General features: G+C 36.0%; 20 protein-coding genes. 10 read left to right on the forward strand and 10 right to left on the reverse strand.

The features are described 5' to 3' along the window. Window positions 1–137: 137 nt before the first annotated feature. Window positions 138–728 (reverse strand): TetR/AcrR family transcriptional regulator, encoded by a 591-nt coding sequence (locus M1V25_RS00720; protein ID WP_116963141.1) that lies wholly within the window; start codon window positions 726–728, stop codon window positions 138–140. A gap of 281 nt (window positions 729–1,009) precedes the next feature. Next, window positions 1,010–1,303, reverse strand: coding sequence for a helix-turn-helix domain-containing protein (locus M1V25_RS00725; RefSeq protein ID WP_498842147.1), 294 nt, complete (start codon window positions 1,301–1,303; stop codon window positions 1,010–1,012). Window positions 1,304–1,951: 648 nt separating this feature from the next. Here M1V25_RS00725 and mdh point away from each other — a divergent pair. Beyond that, window positions 1,952–2,905, forward strand: coding sequence for a malate dehydrogenase (mdh, locus tag M1V25_RS00730; RefSeq protein ID WP_116963143.1), 954 nt, complete (start codon window positions 1,952–1,954; stop codon window positions 2,903–2,905). 85 nt (window positions 2,906–2,990) lie between these two features. Here mdh and mutS read toward each other — a convergent pair whose 3' ends face one another. Further along, a complete protein-coding gene (gene mutS / locus M1V25_RS00735; protein WP_498842148.1) occupies window positions 2,991–5,603 on the reverse strand; it encodes a DNA mismatch repair protein MutS in 2,613 nt (870 codons plus the stop codon). Window positions 5,604–5,734: 131 nt separating this feature from the next. Next, window positions 5,735–5,995, reverse strand: a complete 261-nt coding sequence (locus M1V25_RS00740; protein WP_116963145.1) for a hypothetical protein — start codon at window positions 5,993–5,995, stop codon at window positions 5,735–5,737. Window positions 5,996–6,203: 208 nt separating this feature from the next. Between M1V25_RS00740 and tyrS the strand changes: the two genes are divergently transcribed. From tyrS to M1V25_RS00780, 8 genes are all read left to right on the forward strand, one after another. After that, window positions 6,204–7,406, forward strand: a complete 1,203-nt coding sequence (tyrS, locus tag M1V25_RS00745) for a tyrosine--tRNA ligase (RefSeq protein ID WP_498842177.1) — start codon at window positions 6,204–6,206, stop codon at window positions 7,404–7,406. Window positions 7,407–7,425: 19 nt separating this feature from the next. Then, the gene (locus M1V25_RS00750; protein WP_116963146.1) at window positions 7,426–7,623 is read left to right on the forward strand and encodes a hypothetical protein; all 198 of its coding nucleotides are present in this window, start codon (window positions 7,426–7,428) and stop codon (window positions 7,621–7,623) included. Between the two features lie 78 nt (window positions 7,624–7,701). Continuing rightward, on the forward strand, window positions 7,702–8,274 hold the full coding sequence (locus M1V25_RS00755) for a hypothetical protein (RefSeq protein ID WP_157966533.1): 573 nt from the start codon (window positions 7,702–7,704) through the stop codon (window positions 8,272–8,274). A 123-nt stretch (window positions 8,275–8,397) separates the two neighbouring features. Further along, a complete protein-coding gene (gene trpB / locus M1V25_RS00760; RefSeq protein ID WP_498842149.1) occupies window positions 8,398–9,579 on the forward strand; it encodes a tryptophan synthase subunit beta in 1,182 nt (393 codons plus the stop codon). Next, window positions 9,572–10,375: a tryptophan synthase subunit alpha gene (gene trpA, locus M1V25_RS00765; protein WP_116963149.1), complete on the forward strand. Its 804-nt coding sequence runs from the start codon at window positions 9,572–9,574 to the stop codon at window positions 10,373–10,375. Before trpB ends, trpA begins: the two co-directional genes overlap by 8 nt. Further along, window positions 10,353–11,288 carry a 16S rRNA (cytosine(1402)-N(4))-methyltransferase RsmH gene (gene rsmH / locus M1V25_RS00770; protein WP_498842150.1) on the forward strand — a complete coding sequence of 312 codons (936 nt, stop codon included), beginning with the start codon at window positions 10,353–10,355 and terminating at the stop codon, window positions 11,286–11,288. Before trpA ends, rsmH begins: the two co-directional genes overlap by 23 nt. 1 nt (window position 11,289) lies before the next feature. Next, window positions 11,290–11,616, forward strand: coding sequence for a cell division protein FtsL (ftsL, locus tag M1V25_RS00775; RefSeq protein WP_498842151.1), 327 nt, complete (start codon window positions 11,290–11,292; stop codon window positions 11,614–11,616). Continuing rightward, window positions 11,609–13,297 carry a peptidoglycan D,D-transpeptidase FtsI family protein gene (locus tag M1V25_RS00780; RefSeq protein WP_498842152.1) on the forward strand — a complete coding sequence of 563 codons (1,689 nt, stop codon included), beginning with the start codon at window positions 11,609–11,611 and terminating at the stop codon, window positions 13,295–13,297. The genes ftsL and M1V25_RS00780 overlap by 8 nt, the downstream gene beginning before the upstream one ends. Window positions 13,298–13,357: 60 nt before the next feature. Here the strand turns inward: M1V25_RS00780 and hslR are convergent, their stop codons facing one another. From hslR to M1V25_RS00805, 5 genes are all read right to left on the reverse strand, one after another. Next, window positions 13,358–13,741, reverse strand: coding sequence for a ribosome-associated heat shock protein Hsp15 (gene hslR, locus M1V25_RS00785; RefSeq protein ID WP_116963152.1), 384 nt, complete (start codon window positions 13,739–13,741; stop codon window positions 13,358–13,360). Between the two features lie 103 nt (window positions 13,742–13,844). Beyond that, window positions 13,845–15,203 carry a glutathione-disulfide reductase gene (gorA, locus tag M1V25_RS00790; protein WP_498842153.1) on the reverse strand — a complete coding sequence of 453 codons (1,359 nt, stop codon included), beginning with the start codon at window positions 15,201–15,203 and terminating at the stop codon, window positions 13,845–13,847. 439 nt (window positions 15,204–15,642) lie between these two features. After that, window positions 15,643–17,214: a bifunctional phosphoribosylaminoimidazolecarboxamide formyltransferase/IMP cyclohydrolase gene (gene purH / locus M1V25_RS00795; RefSeq protein ID WP_498842154.1), complete on the reverse strand. Its 1,572-nt coding sequence runs from the start codon at window positions 17,212–17,214 to the stop codon at window positions 15,643–15,645. A gap of 619 nt (window positions 17,215–17,833) precedes the next feature. Further along, window positions 17,834–18,241 (reverse strand): Holliday junction resolvase RuvX, encoded by a 408-nt coding sequence (gene ruvX / locus M1V25_RS00800; protein WP_239986705.1) that lies wholly within the window; start codon window positions 18,239–18,241, stop codon window positions 17,834–17,836. After that, a complete protein-coding gene (locus tag M1V25_RS00805; protein ID WP_498842155.1) occupies window positions 18,234–18,806 on the reverse strand; it encodes a YqgE/AlgH family protein in 573 nt (190 codons plus the stop codon). The genes ruvX and M1V25_RS00805 overlap by 8 nt, the downstream gene beginning before the upstream one ends. A 31-nt stretch (window positions 18,807–18,837) precedes the next feature. Here M1V25_RS00805 and mutT point away from each other — a divergent pair, with 31 nt between their 5' ends. After that, window positions 18,838–19,251: an 8-oxo-dGTP diphosphatase MutT gene (gene mutT / locus M1V25_RS00810; protein WP_116963158.1), complete on the forward strand. Its 414-nt coding sequence runs from the start codon at window positions 18,838–18,840 to the stop codon at window positions 19,249–19,251. Window positions 19,252–19,341: 90 nt separating this feature from the next. On the opposite strand, the gene M1V25_RS00815 is transcribed toward mutT, so the two are convergent. Next, entirely contained in the window at window positions 19,342–20,217 is an 876-nt protein-coding gene (locus M1V25_RS00815; protein WP_116963159.1) for a LysR family transcriptional regulator, read from the reverse strand. Window positions 20,218–20,415 lie beyond the last annotated feature (198 nt).

The following is a 20,415-nucleotide window of genomic DNA, read 5'->3' on the forward strand; positions in this document are numbered from 1 at the left end:
TATTATTCTCCACCCTTTCTTTTACTTTCTTTCTAGAAAGAAAGTAAAATTTAACAAACTATTTATTAATTGTCAAATCACAATTTTGTCTTATGTAAAAATGGTGTACGTTTATCTGTACTAAGGTCAAATATTTCTCATTTCCTAATACCATTCCATAGAAGAGCAATAAAAAGCTCGATATATTCGTCATTGATATCATTCGATTTTTCTGTATCACAAAAATATTTTGTAAAGGCTCGATTATGCAATGCGCCAAGAATAGTTATTGATAGTGTATCAATATCGCATTCAGTTATAAGACCGCGGATTTGAGCGCGTTTTAGCCAGCTAGCTAGCGTGCGAAATGCCTTTATTGGCTGAGATTCTCCTTTTTGCCGTGCAAAAATTTTTTTTGTTGAAATACCAGCTGATTCCAATACGGAAAACCCCCTTACCATATCCTGAAAGTAGTGTGATATAACCTTGCAATGTTCAACGAGTTGCTCTTGAATCGGACGCTCATCCGGTCCAGTTTCAAGTATATCAAGCCACGATATATTTTCTTCTGGTCCAAGGGCGGCTATCATCAGTGCTTCTTTCGAACCAAATCGATTAAAGATAGTGGTGTGGCTAATGCCAAGTTTATCCGCGATATTCATGGCTGGTATGTTTGCACCGCATTCTAGAAAGCAACGCCTAGCTGTGGTAATAATCTGTTCATTCGTAACTTTTATTGGTCTTGACATAAATAACTCTTTAACTATTAATTGACAACCCCTAGTTTGAAAGTTTCGGGACAATTTCAAAGTTGTTTTTAACGCATTCGTATAAGAAATTCAAAACGTTTAAAGATAACCCGATAATATAGACTCATCCAGTACGCCTGGCTTCTTCACGCATAAATAAAGGCTGCCAATTGTTTTTTTGTCAATCCACAGTCTTCATTAACCGCTTTGAGCTCTAATTGATTCAAACGCTTTTTCAGCAACCAGATACAGCGCCCCTTTTCCAGCAATATAAATACCCCTTACTTTTTGAGCTCATTACTGACTCTTCGCTGACCATAGGTGAGATAATCTATCGCATAAGCAACCACCGCTTTCTCAACGGACTCTTCTACCTGTTTTTTGATGTTGGGCTGACGTCTATTTTTATCCAATAGCGCCTCAACATGACCTTCTGCGACGGTGGATTGATAATGATAAAATGTATCTCTAGACAACCTCATTACCTTATATGCCTCGGAGAGATTTCCAATCTCCTCTTTTAAGTTTAATAACCCTAACTTATTTTTTATAACACGTTGATTTATAGTATTCATGTGAAGTTGCCTCTTGTTTTTTATATTTGTTTTAACGTTTGAGATCTAAATGGGTAACCTTCTCTTTATATAAGAGTTTTGTCAGATCTTATTATGACTGATACACAATTGTCTACATTAGTTTATATGTTACAACAAAAGCAATAGCTAAGGCTGCCAAAAAATTAAACAACGAGACATTAAATGTATTAATCTATTATCTATTTGGCGCAATCATAGGGGCTATGGCGCAGTTTGAACAATGCAGGATAGAAAACTCAGGAGATCTTCGTGCTGTAGAATTGTATGGGGAGAGCTTTGCTGTATTTATGTTAAACCATATCAATTAAAAAGTCCTCTTTGAGAAATAATCGTGTAAGCTGAGAATTTTGTTTTTTTCTAAAAACTCTGAAAGCTAAGATGCCAGATGCATGACTGTGATGATATTTTTTAATAGTTTAAATGTTAGCTTTCTAAAAATTAAGAAGGATAATTTATGAATATCTGGATAAAAGTCCTTGCCTCAATTAACGTGTCGAGTCCAGCTATGGCATTAACTCCTATAAGTAAAACTTTTTTATTCTGCTTCAACTTCATTTGACAATTAAGACAAGCAAAGTATAGTTACTTGGATTATTTCAACCGAATGAATTGAACTGGAGAAAATCTATGGCACGCAAGAAAATTGCATTAATTGGTGCAGGGAATATTGGTGGAACCTTAGCGCATTTGGCTTTAATTAAAAACTTAGGGGATGTGGTGTTATTTGACATCGCAGAAGGAGTACCACAAGGTAAAGCACTAGATTTGGCTCAAACTTGTCCTGTAGAAGGTATTGATGCAACTATCATTGGTACAAATAATTATGTGGACATTAAAGGTGCAGATGTTGTAATTGTAACGGCAGGTGTACCCAGAAAACCTGGTATGAGTCGTGATGATTTATTAGGTATTAATGCTAAAGTGATGAAAGCAGTAGGTGAAGGAATTAAAAACAATTGTCCTCAAGCATTTGTTATTTGCATTACTAACCCATTGGATATCATGGTCCGTATGCTGCAACATTATTCAGGTATTGCTGATCATAAAATTGTAGGCATGGCAGGGGTCTTAGATTCTGCTCGTTTTAGAACATTCTTAGCTTGGGAGTTTAATGTGTCTTTGCATCAAGTACAAGCTTACGTTATGGGTGGACATGGTGATACGATGGTGCCATTGACAGGCATGAGTAATATTGCAGGTGTGAGTTTAGAAAAATTAGTTCAAGAAGGCAAAATTACAGCCAAACGCTTAGAAGAAATTGTTGATCGTACACGTAAAGGCGGTGGTGAAATCGTGGGATTATTAAAAACAGGTTCTGCCTATTATGCTCCTGCAGCTTCTGGCATTCAAATGGCGGAGAGCTACTTACACGATAAAGGCATGATTTTGCCATGTGCGACAAAATTGAAAAAAGGCATGTACGGTTTAGATGAAGAGCTATTTGTTGGCGTACCAACTAAGATTACAGCTAAAGGTGTTCAAGCGTTAGAAGTGGAAATTACTACTAAGGAAAGAGCACAGCTACAACTCTCTATTGATGCGGTCAAAGAGCTAAATGGCGCTGCTGATAAATTAATGTAAGCTTCGAAAAAAAACTATTTTATTCATAACGGATACTGACGTTAACATTTATATGAGTCATTTAAGCGATGTAGCACTAGTCGTATTAACCTTGGGTCATATTGTCTAACAAGCTTTTTAAACTGTACAAAGTGCTCATTGCTTCAATCGGCGTTATTTTATTTGGATCAATTGACTCTAGTATATCAATCAGCTCTTTATAGTGAGACTCACGTTGAGTATTTTGATTTTCTGGTATCGGTATTATTGTAAAATCAAAACTTTGTTGAGTTGGAGCATAAGGATCGGTATCTCGCGCTTCAAGGCGTTTTAGGATGCTTTTAGCATTGTTTAAGACATCTTGTGGCACTCCTGCAAGTTTTGCAACTTGTATCCCATAGCTTTTTAAAGCCGCCCCTTCTTTGGCGTGATGTAAAAAGACAATATTATCGCGATATTCAGTTGCCTCAAAGTGAATATTTTCAACGTTGCTGTATTGTGCTGCTAGATGCGTTAATTCAAAATAATGTGTAGCAAATAGCGTGTAAGCTTTAATTTTAATAAGTTTTTCTGCACAAGCCATTGCCAATGCCAACCCATCAAATGTGCTCGTACCTCGACCTACTTCATCCATAAGCACTAGGCTTTTATCACTAGCATTGCGTAAAATATGCGCACACTCTGTCATTTCAACCATAAAAGTAGAACGTCCAGAACTAATATCATCAGCCGCTCCTATACGTGTGAAAATTGCGTCAATTTCACCAATTTGAGCCATTTTAGCAGGCACAAACGAACCAATATGTGCTAAAAAGACAATGTGTGCAATTTGGCGCATATAAGTGGATTTACCACCCATGTTGGGCCCCGTGATAATTTGTAGATGCTTGTGCTCATCTAATTGACTATCATTGGCGATAAAGGGTTGGTTGGAAAGTTGTTCAATAACCAAATGTCTACCTTCTTCGATTTTGATGCCTAGATTATTTGAAAGTATAGGACAGTTTAATTTTAAGCTTATAGCACGCTCAGCAAGATTGGTTAAAACATCAAGTTGTGCAATAGACTTTGCTGTTTGTTGTAATAGTGTATATTGCTCTAATATCTTTTGTAATAGCATTTGATAAAGGTGTTTTTCATATGTCAATGCTTTTTCGTTACTGCTTAGAATTTTATCTTCAAAGGCTTTAAGTTCAGGTGTAATATAACGTTCAGCATTTTTTAAGGTTTGTCTCCTAGTGTATTCATCTGGTAGCTGAATGCTATGAGTTTTAGAGATTTCGATATAATAACCATGGACTTTATTAAAGTTTACTTTAAGACTGTTAATTCCTGTGCGCTTGCGTTCTTGTTGCTCAAGTTTCATGAGATAAGAACCTGCATTCCTATTAATATTTCTAAGCTCATCAAGTTCAGGATCAAATCCTTCTTTGATCACACCTCCATCGCGAATCGTAACTGGGGGATCATCGATAAGTGCATCATTTAAAAGTGTAACAAGTTCAGGTAATAAGCTTAGCTGATTAGCAAGTTTTATAAGACATGGATCTTGTTGTGTTGATTTAATAATAGATTGTAATTTTGGCAAGATGCTTAATGTGTGACGCAGCGCAATTAAGTCTTTTGGTTTACAAGTGTTAAGTGCTATGCGTGAGGCAATTCGCTCAATATCTTGAGTTTGACTTAACTGAGCTTGAATGCCCTCAATAGCATTTGCTGCCATTAAATCTTTAATTGCGGCTTGCCTTATTTTGAGTAAGGCTTGATCACGTGTAGGTGATTTAAACCATTGCTTTAATAAACGATTACCCAGTGCAGTTCTACATTTATTCATAGTTGCAAAGAGCGTATGCGACTGTTTGCCAGAGAGTGAACTATCAAGCTCAAGGTTTTTGCGAGTTGACGCATCAACGTTTAAGAGTTTGTCATTTTCTTCAATTGAAATACTTTGCAGATGTTTGGGTGTAGCTTTTTGTGTGATCTCAAGGTAGTGTAAAAGTCCACCAGCTGCACAAATCGCAAGGTGGAGCTTGGCTAATTCATCAGTAAGTGTATTTTGACCAAAATAGCCTTGGATGAGTTTTTTAGCACTCATTAATTGAAATTCCCATTGTGGGCGCGCTTGAATGGAAATGTCTTCATTGGTAAATAAGTTACGTAGATCACTGGCAAATTCATCTATCACAAGTATTTCTTTAGCTTTTAAACGCGATACTTGATCTAATATTGCTGTGGGTTGTTGAGGAAACTCTAACAAGTGAATTTCACCTTGTGTATACTCAAGATATGCGATCCCAATACGACTCTTGTTTTGAAAGATAGCCATAAGGACATTATTATCATAACTATCAATAAAGCTTTCTTCTGAAACGGTTCCTGGCGTTATAACACGAACAACTTCGCGTGCAACAGGACCTTTACCATTGACATCGCCTATTTGCTCACAAATAGCAATGCTTAAACCTTGTTTGATTAAGCGCGATAAGTAATTTTCAGCCGCGTGATGTGGCACACCTGCCATCGCAATGGACTCACCATTGGATTTCCCACGCGTGGTTAGACTAATATCTAAAAGTTTTGCTGCTTTATGTGCATCTTCATAAAATAATTCATAGAAATCACCCATGCGATAAAACAAAAGCGTATTAGGATATTGTGATTTAATATGCAAATACTGTTGCATCATTGGAGTGTGTAATGATTCTGCGGGTGCGGACATAGCTCTTAAATATTGACTGAGTTTATTAGCAATTATAACGAGTTTTATTGTAAGCTTATACTCTTTGTTCTTAGTTATCTGTGATAATTTGCATCAACCATTTTTATTTTTGTTGAGTAAAGCATATTCAGCTAATGGCGCGCCATTTCGATCATAAATAATGCCCATGTATTATCTAAATCAATCATGCGATTACTTTCATTTTGACCATACTCAATGAGAAAGGCTCGATCATGAGTTTCTAAATAAAATAAACGGTAGATGAGCACAAAAAACACGATCAGAATGAATAAAAAAGTAAAAACAAAGCGCCAAAAATGCTTGCGTTTTTTTGTCTTGTTGATGATTATTTTTGATTTAGATGAAATCTTCTTATAAGATGTATGCTGCATTCGGCATTTTATAGTTGTAAATTTATAATACTAGTAGTAAGTGTAGCGAAATCTGGCTAAGAGTGTCATTATAATTTTGATCATATACCAAACAATTTCTGGTTATCCAAGCAGTAAAATAAATAAACGCGTGGGTTGGCAATTGCCTTTTGCAGCCATTATTGGTATACATAACCTAACTTATTTTAAGAAACATTATTTTAGATTTATGCGTAATCATATTGAACAAACTTTAGAAATAATTAAGCGTGGTGCCGATGAGGTCTTGGTTGAAGAAGATTTAATTGAGAAATTAAAGCAAAATAGACCACTTATCGTAAAATTTGGTTGCGACCCAACAGCTCCTGATATCCATCTAGGGCATACCGTTGTGATCAACAAACTACGTCAGTTACAAGATTTAGGACATGAAATACACTTTTTAATTGGCAATTTCACGGCACAAATCGGAGATCCAACGGGAAAGAATACGACTCGACCACCACTTAGTGCCAAAGAAGTAGAAGAAAATGCCAAAACTTATCAGACACAGATTTTTAAGATCCTGGATAAGGAAAAAACAGTTGTTAAGCGTAATGGTGATTGGTTTAATAATATGAGTGCGAGTGATATGATCAAACTTGCCTCTAAACAAACAGTTGCAAGAATGCTTGAGCGCGATGATTTTTCTAAACGTTATAAATCAGGTCAAACCATTGCGATTCATGAATTTTTATATCCCCTTGTTCAAGGTTATGATTCTGTTGCAATGCACGCGGACATTGAGTTAGGTGGAACTGACCAAAAATTTAATTTGTTGATGGGACGAGAATTACAAAAGCAAGCAAATCAGCCACCACAAATCATTATTACTATGCCATTGTTAGAAGGTTTAGATGGTGTTAAAAAAATGTCTAAATCTTCTAACAATTACATTGGTATTGAAGAGTCTGCACAAGAGATGTTTGGTAAAATCATGTCAATTTCAGATGAGCTGATGTGGCGTTATTACGAGCTTTTAAGTTTTAAACCAATGGCAGAAATAAACGCACTAAAACAAGCTGTTCAAAATGGTCAAAACCCACGTGATGTTAAAATTGAGCTCGCAAAAGAAATTATTGCACGTTTCCGTAGTGAAGAAGAAGCCAATAGAGCGCATCAGGACTTTATTGACCGCTTCCAAAAAAATCAAATTCCAGATAATATTCCTGAAGAAACCATTACTATCGCTCAAGACAGAATACCAATTGCCAACCTTCTGAAACTTGTAGGTCTTGTATCTAGTACATCGGAAGCCATTCGCATGATCAAGCAAGGTGCTGTCAAAATAAATGGTGATAGAATTGATGATACTCAGTTGGTATTAAAGCAACAAACCTCAGATATTTATCAAGTTGGGAAAAGAAAGTTTGCTAAGATTAACTTGATATAAAAGGGGTATAGGAGAAAATATGGAAAAGTTTATTCAGGAAGTGCTAGTTGTTTTTATTGCAATAACGGCAATCGTTGTGTTATTTCACGTTTTTATTTTTTTATTTTGGATATTGCTTTTTGCGATAGCTATTACGATTGTTTATCGCATTATTAAATTTATTGTTAATCTGTTTCTACCTAAAAAGAATAATGTGATTGAGCACGAAGATTTGTAGGTATTACAGACGAATATGTGCTTTAAAATGATGGCTTCTTTGAAACACCTAATTGGGGCATTTTCATTGGTGATGTTTATGAGCAGTTGTTCAGAGCAGCGGCAACCTCAAATTAGTAAAAAAGATTTGCAAAGTGGTGAATATGCTCACGAGCTGCGTGCGCATTTGGATGTAAGAGTTGAACAGTTACAACTTTTATTTAGTAGTAAGAGAATTCTTCAAACTTTAGAATATGCAAATCAGCATTTATCAGAAGAGGGGTTCTTATCCCCAGTGCATTATCAAGCCTTAGATCAAGATATGCAAAAGTCTCGTGATACCTATAATGTTCAATTGCTTCTTTACAATGCTTGTGCGATTAAAATAAAGCAGTTTCAGGCAGAGCATCCAGCCTTTGCTGAAATTTTTATAACGAATTTAGTTGGGATGAACGTTTGTCAAACAAACATGACCACAGATTTTTATCAGGCAGATGAAGATTGGTGGAAAAATAGCTATAACAATGGCAAAGGCAAGTTGTTATACGGTGAAATTGAATATGATACTAGTGCTGCTGAAATTGTAGTGCCTATTTACATGCCAATTTATGATTCTCATATACTTATTGGTATTGCTAAAGTGTTGGTATCGGTGAATAGTATTTATAACTAATATCAATATTGTTGCATCTTCATATTGATACAAAGTTGCAAATTTTCTTTGTCACACCGTAAAAGGAATGTTATGTTAGACGCACAGTTTTTGCTGTTTTTTTTGAAGGATTAATATTCTTTTATGCAATTAGCAACACGATATGGTCAGTTTGGTGGCTGTTATGCTCCTGAAAGCTTAATTCCGACGTTAACTGAGATTGAACAAGGTTTTATCGAAATTCAAAAGGATCAAACTTTTCAAGATGAGCTTCAACGTATGTTACGTGATTATGCTGGACGTGAAACGCCCATTACTTTTATGCGTAATCTTTCTTCTGAATATAATATTCATCTGTATTTAAAGCGCGAGGATTTATTGCATGGTGGCGCCCATAAAACCAATAATACAATTGGTCAGATGCTGTTAGCAAAATATTTAGGCAAAAAACGGGTCATTGCCGAGACTGGAGCTGGGCAACATGGTGTAGCAACAGCTATGACAGGAGCGATGCTAGGTCTTGATGTTGAAATCTATATGGGTGCGGTTGATATTGCAAGGCAAAAGCCCAATGTTGAGCGAATGAGGCTTTTTGGAGCAAAAGTGCATAGTGTGTCTTCGGGTAGTGCTACATTGAAAGATGCTATTAATGATGCTATGCGTGATTGGATCAGTCATGCAGAGGATACCTATTATTGCTTTGGTACAGCTGCTGGTCCTCATCCTTTTCCAAGTTTGGTGCGTTATTTTCAACAAGTCATAGGACACGAAGCAAGAAATCAAATGCTTCTTAAAACAGATAAACTCCCAGATGCCGTGATTGCTTGTATAGGTGGAGGTAGTAATGCTATTGGTATATTTAGTGGTTTTCTGGCAGACGAAAGAGTTATGCTTTATGGTGCTGAACCTGCAGGCAAGGGCATTGAAACAGGTGAGCATGCAGCAACAATGAATAAAGGAAAAGTTGGTGTTTTTCATGGTATGCACTCATTGTTTTTACAAGATGAAGATGGTCAGATTAAAGAACCATACTCCATCTCAGCGGGGTTAGACTATCCTGGCATAGGACCTGAGCATGTTTATTTACAACAAATTAAGCGTGCTCAATATATGGTTATTAGTGATAGCGAGGCTATTAATGCGTTTGAAGAGCTATCTAAAAAAGAGGGCATTATTCCAGCTTTTGAATCGTCACATGCTTTGGCTTTAGCGCTGAAATTAGCTAAAAATGAACTCAAAGCCAAAACCATATTAGTCAACTTATCAGGTCGTGGGGACAAAGACTTAGCAAGCTATTTTTTGTATAAAGGTACTATTAATGAATAGATTTAATATGCTTTTTCAGGATAAAAATAAGAAAGTATTTATGCCATTTTTCACTTTGGGGGATCCTGATTTCGACAGAAGTTTAACAATTATTGACGCTGTCATTAGTACCGGAATTGAGGCAATTGAGCTTGGGTTTCCATTTTCTGATCCAATTGCTGATGGTCCTATGAACCAAAGATCAATGGAACGCGCACTAAAATCAGGCATGAAATTTGACCGTTGCATTGAACTTTTAAGCGTTATCCGAATACGCTACCCACAACTGGCTATTGGACTTTTGATTTATTACAACTTATTGTTTAGTCACGGTGAAATAGCATATCAAAAACTATCTCAGGTTGGTGTAGACGCCGTGGTGTGTGCAGATTTACCACTAGAAGAAGCTAAAGAACACATGGATTTGCTTAAAAAATATAATATTGGCGTAGTACAAATGATTGCACCTAATTCAAATGATATACGTGTTAGAGTGTTAGCTGATCATAGTAGTGCATTTAATTATGTATTAAGTGGTTTTGGAACGACTGGTGTCAAAGCAGAAATAGCGCCTCAAACGCTCGTGCGAATCAAACAAGTACGAAGCTTAATTGATAAGCCAATGGTGGTGGGGTTTGGTATTTCAAAACCCGCTCATGTCCATGCCGTATGGCAAGCAGGAGGTAATGCGGCTATCGTCGGCAGTTATTTTACTTCTCTTATTGAGCAAAACTTAGGTAATATAACGAACGCAATAAATAAAATGAAACAATTTATACAAGACGTTCACAACTATGCATTATTCTGTTCTACTTAATGAGTCACTTGATGCTTTAGATATTCAACAAGATGGTATCTATATTGATGCTACCTTTGGTCGTGGTGGTCATTCACAAGCAATTCTAGAAAAACTCAATACAGGTCAATTGTTTGCTTTTGATCGTGATTTAGAAGCTATTGAATATGGTAAGGATAACTTTTCTGATTACATTCAGAATCGTAAATTAATACTCATCCACGCGCCATTTTCAACGATGAAAACAGTAATCGATGCACACGGATTAACAGGGAAAATAAATGGAATTTTGCTTGATTTAGGGGTGTCATCACCGCAGTTAGATCAAGCTGAGCGTGGGTTTAGTTTTATGAAAGATGGTCCACTTGATATGCGCATGGATCAAACAAATGGTGTGTCGGCTTTTGACGTGCTTAATAGTCACAGCGTTGAGGAGCTTAGTCTTATTTTCCGTGAGTTTGGTGAAGAGCGTCACGCTTTCCGTATAGCACAAGCAATTAAAACAGCACTTCAATCAGGTGGAGATTTAACACGTACACTTAAGCTTGCAAGCCTTATTGAAAAAACGATTGGTAAGAGAGAAAAAAAACATCCAGCTACTCGCTGTTTTCAAGCGTTAAGAATCTATGTCAATCAGGAGTTGAATGAGATTAGTAAAACCTTGATAGATGCGTTTGAGTTGTTAAAGTCAACAGGACGTTTAGCCGTGATTAGTTTTCATTCGTTAGAGGATAGAATTGTGAAACACTTTATGACCAATTTGATTAAACATGAAAATAAAAACCTTCCGCGAGGTTTTCCTGTGTTTGATAACTTTATTCCGCAAGCCAAGTGGATTATAAAACAAGGTAAATCAAATGAAGATGAGCTAAGTAAAAATGTGCGCTCAAGAAGTGCAATCTTAAGAGTGATAGAAAAAATAAAAAAGGTTTGATATGACAAGAGCAGAAGTACGTGCTAAGCTTTTTCAATCTTTTATTAAGAGCACGTTTAACTTTAAAGTTGTGCTGGCATTTGTATTATGCGTGTTGCTTGTTTTATCTGCTTTTATGGTTGTAATTGTGAAATATCAATATAAAACTGCTTTGGATGAAGAGCAAAGACTGTTTTGTCAACGAGAAAACTTGCGTGATCAATGGACACAAATTCTGATTGAGCATAGTACACTTGCCTCACCTTCGCATGTGGAAGAAGTAGCAAAAGAAAATAATATGCACTTACCAACAGTTAAGGAAACAAGGGTGATACAGGTTAATGGCTAAGTTAACTATAAGTAAAAGTTGGCGTTATTATTTTATTACATTTGTCATTGTTGCGGTGATTAGTCTTTTAATTTACAAACTAATTCACATGCAGACAGTCGAATATGATAAGCTTAAAAAAGAAGGTGATAATCGTTCTGAACGCACAGTCGTTAGTAAAGCCTATCGTGGTATGATCAGCGATAGAAACGGAAAACCTTTAGCAATTAGTACACCTGTTGATTCTATTTGGGTAGATCCTTTTTTTGTTAAGGCTGACGATCCCAAGTTTTTAAAAATCCTTGACTTACTAGACTTATCTCAGGATAAGAGAACATCTATTACTGAACGTGTTAAAGCACGAGAGGGTAAAAGTGGTTTTATTTACCTAAAGCGTCAAATTTCACCTTATTTAGCTCAACAAGTTAAAATGATGGATGTTAAAGGGGTCAAGGTTGAACGTGAGTTCAAGCGTTTTTATCCAGATGCAGAGGTTATGGCTCATGTTGTTGGGTTCACTAACATTGATGACAAGGGACAAGAAGGGATTGAACTACAATATGACAGCTATTTAACCGGAAAAGATGGGAAGTACTCGATTCATCGAGATTTAAAAGGTGGGGTTGCCCGCAAAAACGATGATGATATTGCTATTGAACATGGCAATGACATTACTTTAAGTATTGATCGCAAGATTCAATATATAACCTATAAGTATTTAAAAGAAGGGGTGATAAATAATAATGCTGTTGCTGGTTCAGCGGTAATTATTGATGTTAAGACAGGTGAGGTTTTGGCTATGGTCAATTACCCTTCTTATAATCCTAATAACATGTATGATGCAACGCCTGAAAAGCGTAGAAACAGAGTGTTAACGGACGTTTATGAACCAGGGTCGGTAATAAAACCATTTACAGCAATTGCAGGCATGGAGTCAGGAAAATATGACGTCAATACCATCGTTGATACTTCTCCTGGTTACTATAAACTCAATGGTAGTCCAGTAAGAGATTTTCGTAACTATGGAGAAATGGATTTGCGTCATATTTTAATGAAATCTTCTAATGTCGGTATTTCTAGGATTGTGCTATCAATTGATGCCAATGCTTTAGCGGATACCTTACGTAAGTTTGGTTTTGGGCAAATGACCAAAATTGGTTTTCCTGGAGAACGTAGTGGTTATGTACCTAGTCCACGTAAATGGGGAGATTTCCCTTTAGCAACCTTGTCATTTGGTTATGGAATGAATGCAACAGCATTACAAATTGCTCATGCGTATAGTGCAATTGCTAATGGTGGCAAACTTATTTCCCCCACTTTATTAAAACGCAATGAGAATGAAGACGCTTTAGGTTTTCAAGTAATTAACAGCGAAATTGCCAAGAAAATGGTTGATATGTTGACCTCTGTTGTCGAAGGTGTCGGTGGTACGTCATCAAAAGCAAGAATCTTACAGTATCATGTTGCAGGTAAAACTGGTACTGTGCGTAAGGCAATAGCAGGTGGTTATGCTTTAGATAGTTATACAGTTACTTTCGTTGGCATTACACCATCATCCAACCCTAGGATCGTTATAGTTGTTGTTGTCGATGATCCAAAAGGGGAAGCTTATGGCGGTGGTTCAGCGGCGGCACCTATATTTGCACAAATTGCAGAACATGTGTTAATCGTGATGGGGGTTCCAGCGGATAAAGAAAAATAATAATGAATAGCATCAATCTAAGAATCATTCAAAAGATTACTTTTTTTGAATGACTTTCACTTACTCCATTTTATGTTTGAATGAGATGATTTTTCTTCGTTCTTTTTTTGTTGGTTTTGTTGGATTAGGAATGCTAGCTTGATTGAGTTTACGCAATTCTTCTTCATAGCTACGCTTATTCATACTTTCTTGTGTTTCGATATAAAGCTTTTGAGCAATGCTAGCTGATTCACGTATGTTGGATAAAGCTTCTACAATAACTGTTTTGTTATAAAAACCTTGACGAATATCTAATGTGGCTCCAATTTCAACTTTTTTACTGACTTTGCTGCGAGCACCATTGTAATGTACCTTACCACCGTCAATTGCTTCTTTTGCTAGTTGCCTTGTTTTAAAAAAGCGTGCTGCCCATAACCATTTATCTAATCGTACGTCATTACTCATTATGCTTACCGAATCCAATATGTCATATTTTTATACTTATTGAGTTTGTTTTGGAATGCTATACTGATCAACGGTCTGATATTTTATGATCATAAAATATCCCTTAACGCATGGTAACAAGTTCTTCAGCGCTTGTTGGATGAATAGCGATCGTATTATCTAAGTCTTTTTTGGTTGCTCCCATTTGAATTGCAACGGCGAAGCCTTGTAATATTTCATCGACGTCTAAACCAATTAAATGACAGCCAATGACACTTTCTTGCTCGCCAGTGACGATAAGTTTCATGGCAGTTTGCAGCCTAAAGCCAGAGATTGCTGAATATAATGGCGTGAATTTACTGGTGTAAATTTTTATATTTTCTTTGCCATATTGCTCAATGGCTTCCTTTTCAGTCAGCCCAATCGTGCCAATAGCAGGATGTGAGAAAACAACTGTTGGAATAAGCTTAGTATCTAGTTTCAAATCATATTCATTATTGAATAGCCTTCTAGAGAGCCTTCTGCCTGCAGCAATTGCAACAGGTGTTAATTGTGCTGAACCCGTAGCATCTCCAATAGCAAAAATATGGTCAACAGTTGTCTTTTGGTACTCATCAACCACAATGGTGCCATCGTTTCTTAATTGTACAGTCGTGTTTTCAAAACCTAGGTTTTTGGTAAATGGTGCGCGTCCTGTTGCCCAAACCAGGCAATCTACATCGACAAAAATTTGCTTATTATTAGTGTAAATATCTAATAACCCATTGTCTTTTTTTATTACTTTACTGACATTTGTCATAGTACGTACATCGAGCTTAAGCATGTGCATGCTTTCAAGCAATTGATCACTTAGCATTTCATCGAAGTCTTTGAGTGGCTTGTCACGTCGTATTAAAAAATGGGTTTCTGTACCAAGTTCATGAAAAGCCCCTGCAATTTCGACACCAATATAGCCACCACCTACGACAACGGCTTTTTTAGGTTGAGTATCAAGCTCAAAGAAATCATCTGAGGTAATACCATACTGAGCACCTGAAATATTACTAGGGGTAAGCGGAGATGCGCCTGGGCAAACATAGATGTAATCCGCACTGATTTCAATATTGCCATCAATGATAATAGTGTGGTCATCTTTGAATTTTCCCCAGCCTTTAAAGTAGGTTATTTTTTGAATATCTAACAGTTTGTCATAAAATCTATGGATATTGTCGATATAAGTGTGGCGTTTTTGCTTAAGCAATTGCCAGTCAAAACCCTTAACATCTATATTAAAACCATAACCTGGATAGTCATGCTTTAAATGTGATGCAAGATTAGAGGCATACCACATTGCTTTTTTGGGTACACAACCCCGGTTTACACAAGTGCCACCGAGTTCTTTGGCTTCAATAATTGCGACTTTTTTACCTAGACGCGCGGCTTGTAAACCTGCGGCAATGCCACCACTGCCACCACCAATACAAATTAAATCGAAGTGTTGCATAATTTAAATAACGTTTGAGTTAATAAAATTAGGCTCAGTATACTGATCAAGTATAAAGTTGTCATTAGTTAACTGAAACCAAGACAAAACCTTTTGTTACAAGTATTTAAGGTATTTCCAAAGTATGCTTAAATTGTAATAGTAAAGTTCCATTGAAAACAAGAAAATGAGGATAAATAAGCAGGGTTTTACTATAACGAAGAAATGAAAAATATACGGAGCGTACGTGCATCCATTGATGAACTCATTAAGAAATATTGGCACTTATTGGAATAACTATAGTATTGCAAAAAGGTACGAATAAATTTTTTGACCTAAATTTTTAACAAGGTACTTAAAACAACGATCAGTTTTAGTGGTTTTTTATATATTGCAGGAAATTTGATAGCGTTACGGTATAAAAAAGGGGTTCACGGAACTTCAATTTTGCAACGAACTCTTAGTGTCTAAAATGTCTTATTCCTGTGAACACCATTGTGATATTGTGTTGATTGGCAGCATCAATAACCTCTTGGTCACGCATGGAGCCACCAGGCTGAATGATGGCACTAATTCCAGATTGAGCTGCGGCATCAACACCATCTCTAAATGGGAAAAAAGCATCTGATGCCATAACTGAATCTTTAACGTTGAGTTTAGCATTTTGAGCTTTTTCAATAGCAATTTTAGAACTAAATACCCGGCTCATTTGTCCTGCACCAATGCCAATTGTCATATTGTCTTTGGCGTAAACGATGGCATTAGATTTAACAAATTTCACTACTTTCCACGCAAATAATAAATCTTGCAACTGTGCTTGTGTTGGTTTTTTATTGGTGACAATTGTTAGCTCATTAGCGCTGACTGTTCGTATATCTTTATCCTGCACCAATAAGCCACCATCAATTTTTTTAAACTCAAGTTTATTTGATGTTACACTTTGATTATAACCACAGGCAAGTACACGTACATTAGGCTTTTTAGCAAGTACGATCAGTGCTTCGTGACTAACTTCAGGTGCGATAATAACTTCAACAAATTGCTGCTCAATAATAGCTGTTGCTGTTTGAGCATCAAGCATTATATTAAAGGCAATAATTCCGCCAAAGGCTGAGGTTGGATCACACTGAAATGCTTTTTGATAAGCTTCAGTTGAGTTGCTGGCTGTCGCTACGCCACATGGGTTGGCATGTTTGACAATAACGCAGCTGGGTAAATCAAAACTTTTAACGCATTGAAGAGCAGCGTCACTATCGGCAATGTTGTTATAAGATAATACTTTTCCTTGTAATTGTTTAGCATGAGCAACACAAGCATTTAGATAGCCTTTTTCAATGTAAAGTGCTGCTTTTTGATGTGGATTTTCGCCATAACGCATGTCTTCGATTTTTTGATATTGAAGATTAATGGTAGTTGGAAAATTCTGTTCTTTTTTACCTGTTTGTGGATTGAATTTACCAAGATGGTTAGCTATCATACCATCGTATTGTGCAGTATGTTCAAAGGTCTTGCACGCAAGTTTAAAGCGTGTCTGAAAATCAAGTGCACCATTGTTCGTAGCAAGTTTATTTGCAACCTCACTATAATCGTTAGGGTCACAAATAACAGCTACATCTTGGTGATTTTTAGCAGCAGAGCGAAGCATTGTAGGACCGCCAATGTCGATGTTTTCAATCGTGTCTTCAAAAGTGACGTTAGGTTTCTCAATCGTTTGTTTGAAAGGATAGAGATTAACAATAACAAGATCAATTGAACGAATATCGTGTTGTTGCATTACTTGATCATCTATACTACGTCGTCCTAATAATCCTCCGTGTATTTTCGGATGAAGTGTTTTCACTCGACCATCCATCATTTCAGGAAATCCTGTATAATCAGACACTTCGATAACGGGAATGTTTGCATCACTTAATAGTTTTGCCGTACCTCCAGTGGATAGAATTTCGATATTAAGCTTATGTAATTGATGGGCAAATTCAATGATATTGGTTTTATCAGAAACGCTGATCAAAGCGCGTTTAATCGATCTCATTGGTTTGATTCTCCAAAAGTGAGAGTTAAAAGCGTTTGAATTGTAACATGGATTTATACTTTAAGCGGTTATAATTTATAGTTTTTACCAAGAGAATGGTATTTGTACAATTTATATGTCAAGTTAATGAATTTAAGACATAATTAACTTCTACTTTTTATCGTTTTGTCTTTTTATCTTAAGGTAATGTTAAAAATAATTTTATTTTGTGATTAAATCCTGTTATCTCTCCAGCCAAGCGCCTTTTCAAGGCGATTGTACTAGACACGTTGCGATTTGGACAGCTGCCATATTAAATGGTGTGAACCCCAAAAGCATAAGAAATTACGATAGCTTGCTTAGCAAATATTTTGATCCATTCATTAAAAAGGTTATGGGGCATATAAGCCAATAATAAAAAATTCTGCTTTGGGCGACTTAGTCGAAAAAGATGATTTTGAACAGATTTTCTCCTCAGAAAGAATGCTTCAGCAGCAATCTCAAGTAGTAAACCATGATTCTAATTTTTCTATTTAAAGTTTTATAAATACAGGCGTTCACGTCAATTTTTCAAAGATCTTGCAACTATAACTGGCCATTAATTAATATAATTTTGCTATTGAAGGCATTTATGGTAGATTCAATGCTCATTCATCCATGTTTCAAGTATAACACAAGCAGCCAAAGCGTCGACTTTTAAGTGGCGGTTAGATTTATTTTGTACTTCTTCTAAACGCCAACGTGCTTCGCGTGTTGAAAATGTTTCTGGAATTAAATGAACAGGTTTTTGATAACGTTGTTTAATTTTCTCTGCAAACGCGCGGGTTTGTTCTGTGATTTTGGTTTCTTGATCTTTGGCATCAATTGGTAAACCAATCACAATGTCAGTGGGGCGCCATTGTTTAATGATTTTATCTAATTCCTTCCATTGAGGCTCACCTTTTTTAGCAGATATTGTGGCAATAGGAGTGGCAGTTTTGGTGATCATTTGACCACTTGCAACGCCAATGCGTGAATTACCAAAATCAAATCCGATAAGTTTATGCATGACCAAAGCCATGGTAAAGCTGTGCAGGACCCTTTAAACCAGCAAGGTTAAAAGTTTGTTCCCACTTAAAATGATCTTCTTTAGCAAAAAGAATATCATGATTAATCTGTGTGTTAAGCCAGCTATTTTGCTTAATTTCATTTAATAATTGATCATGCGCCCAATTGCTGTAACCTGCAATAATAAGGTATTGTTTAGGTGTAATATTCTGCGCAAGGTCAAGTAAAATATTAGGGCTTGTGGTAACAATGAGCTCATCGGTAATTTGAATGCTTGAGTCATAGCTATGCGAGTATGGTGTGCGATATAAAACAAAGACATTTTTAATATTCACAGGTCCACCAACATGAATGGACTTGGTTAACACATCATGGTTGGTATGACTATAATCAATCTGTAATTCTTTAAATAAATCTTTTAGTTTATGTTTAAGTGGTTTATTAACCATGAGTCCCACTACACTGTGTTTATCATCTTGATACATAACAATAACAGAACGTTCAAATGTACGATCCTGCAAATTAGGCATGGCAATTAAAAATTGATTTGTTAAGCTATAGAACATATGTTTAAAGTTACTTAAGTTATTCAGACTAATGATTTTAATCAAAGTTGCGATAGGAGTCATATTAAATGACCAAAAAAACCAAGTTTTTTTAACAAAACGCAAAGAAAGTCAACATTTAGCAGGTTTATGGGAATTTCCGGGTGGAAAAATTAAGCCTAATGAAAGTCCCGAAGCTGCATTAATACGTGAATTAAAGGAAGAAGTAGGAATCTATGCTAAGAATATTAGACTTCTTATGGTTAAAACCCATAACTATGGCGATAAAGTAGTGGAGCTTAATTGTTATATTGTAAACTCCTATAGTGATCTCCCTATGCCAAAAGAGAATCAACAAGGCAAGTGGATTCTTATTGAGATGCTAAGTAGACTTAAGGTTCCTCGCGCTAATCATGAAATTATTGAAGCGCTATTACAACAATTAAACTCTAGCGGTAATATATGATTATCGTGCAATATTCCGATTAAGAATGATGTTGTGCTGTTTAATCGCAGAAAAGCTGTCAATGCCAATTAATTTATTTTTGAGCGTTTTTTAATGCTTATATTGTTTAAGTAAATCTTGCATGACGATATTGCAAACATTGCGAATCCAGCGGTTTTTCTTATCATGCTTTAAACGTTCAGGATAAGATAGTTTAAATGGGAACTGAGGTATCTCAAAAGGTAAGGGAAGGTACTTTTTGTTGAAAATTTGAGTAATTATCGTTGATGTTGTCATGACGTATCTGTCTTGTAGCATTTCTACTGCTGTTCTTAAACTACTGATTTTTAAGCAGATATTACGTGGTTCAGGGCGACCAATAATGTCTAAAAGCAGATTGTCACTTGCAAAGACGATATGTGGTAATTTAATATATTCTTCGTAGGTAATTGATTTTTTGCTATCATCAAAATAGCGATCATGCATGAGCACACTTTGCTCATAGCTATAGACTTCATCGTTATAACCTTCAATATGGGTTGGAATACCTATGATGACATCAGTATTTTTAAAATCGTGATCATAGGGTTGTAGACCGGTATACGAAAGCGTTGTGAGATTAATTTTATGCTTATTGTTATAGTTTAAAAACTTTTCAATAATCGCTTTAGCGCAAATTTCAGTTAATGCTTCAGTCATTTGGATTGTTACAACAGTCTGTGTGGTGTAGGGGTTGAAATCATGATCTGACATTAAGACCAGCATTTCATCTGTAATGCGGATAATTGGATTCAGCATATCACTTGCTTTAGGTGTAAGCCTCATTTTATTACCATCACGTACCAAAAGCTCATCTTTAAACATTATTCTAAGTTTGCCTAAGCGCATGGTAATAGCTGGTTGTGAAACGTTCATAAGCTTTGCGGTAACACTGATGTTCTTCTCAATAAGTAAATGTCGTAAAATGATCAAATCACTACTATCCATAAATGACTCCAATGAACTATTATTTAGAGTTTATATTTTATATAAACCATAGCAGAAGTTTTTGTAAATGCTATTTTTGATTATATTTTAAACTATGTTCTGTGAACCAAATAGCTTGGTGATTGGCAGGTTATAAGTGCAAACAAAACAACACAACCAATCACATTGAAGATTATAACGATAAACCAACAAAATTTG

It is taken from the genome of Candidatus Nebulibacter yamunensis (assembly GCF_024208055.1).
GTDB lineage: Bacteria > Pseudomonadota > Gammaproteobacteria > Francisellales > Francisellaceae > Caedibacter > Caedibacter lacustris.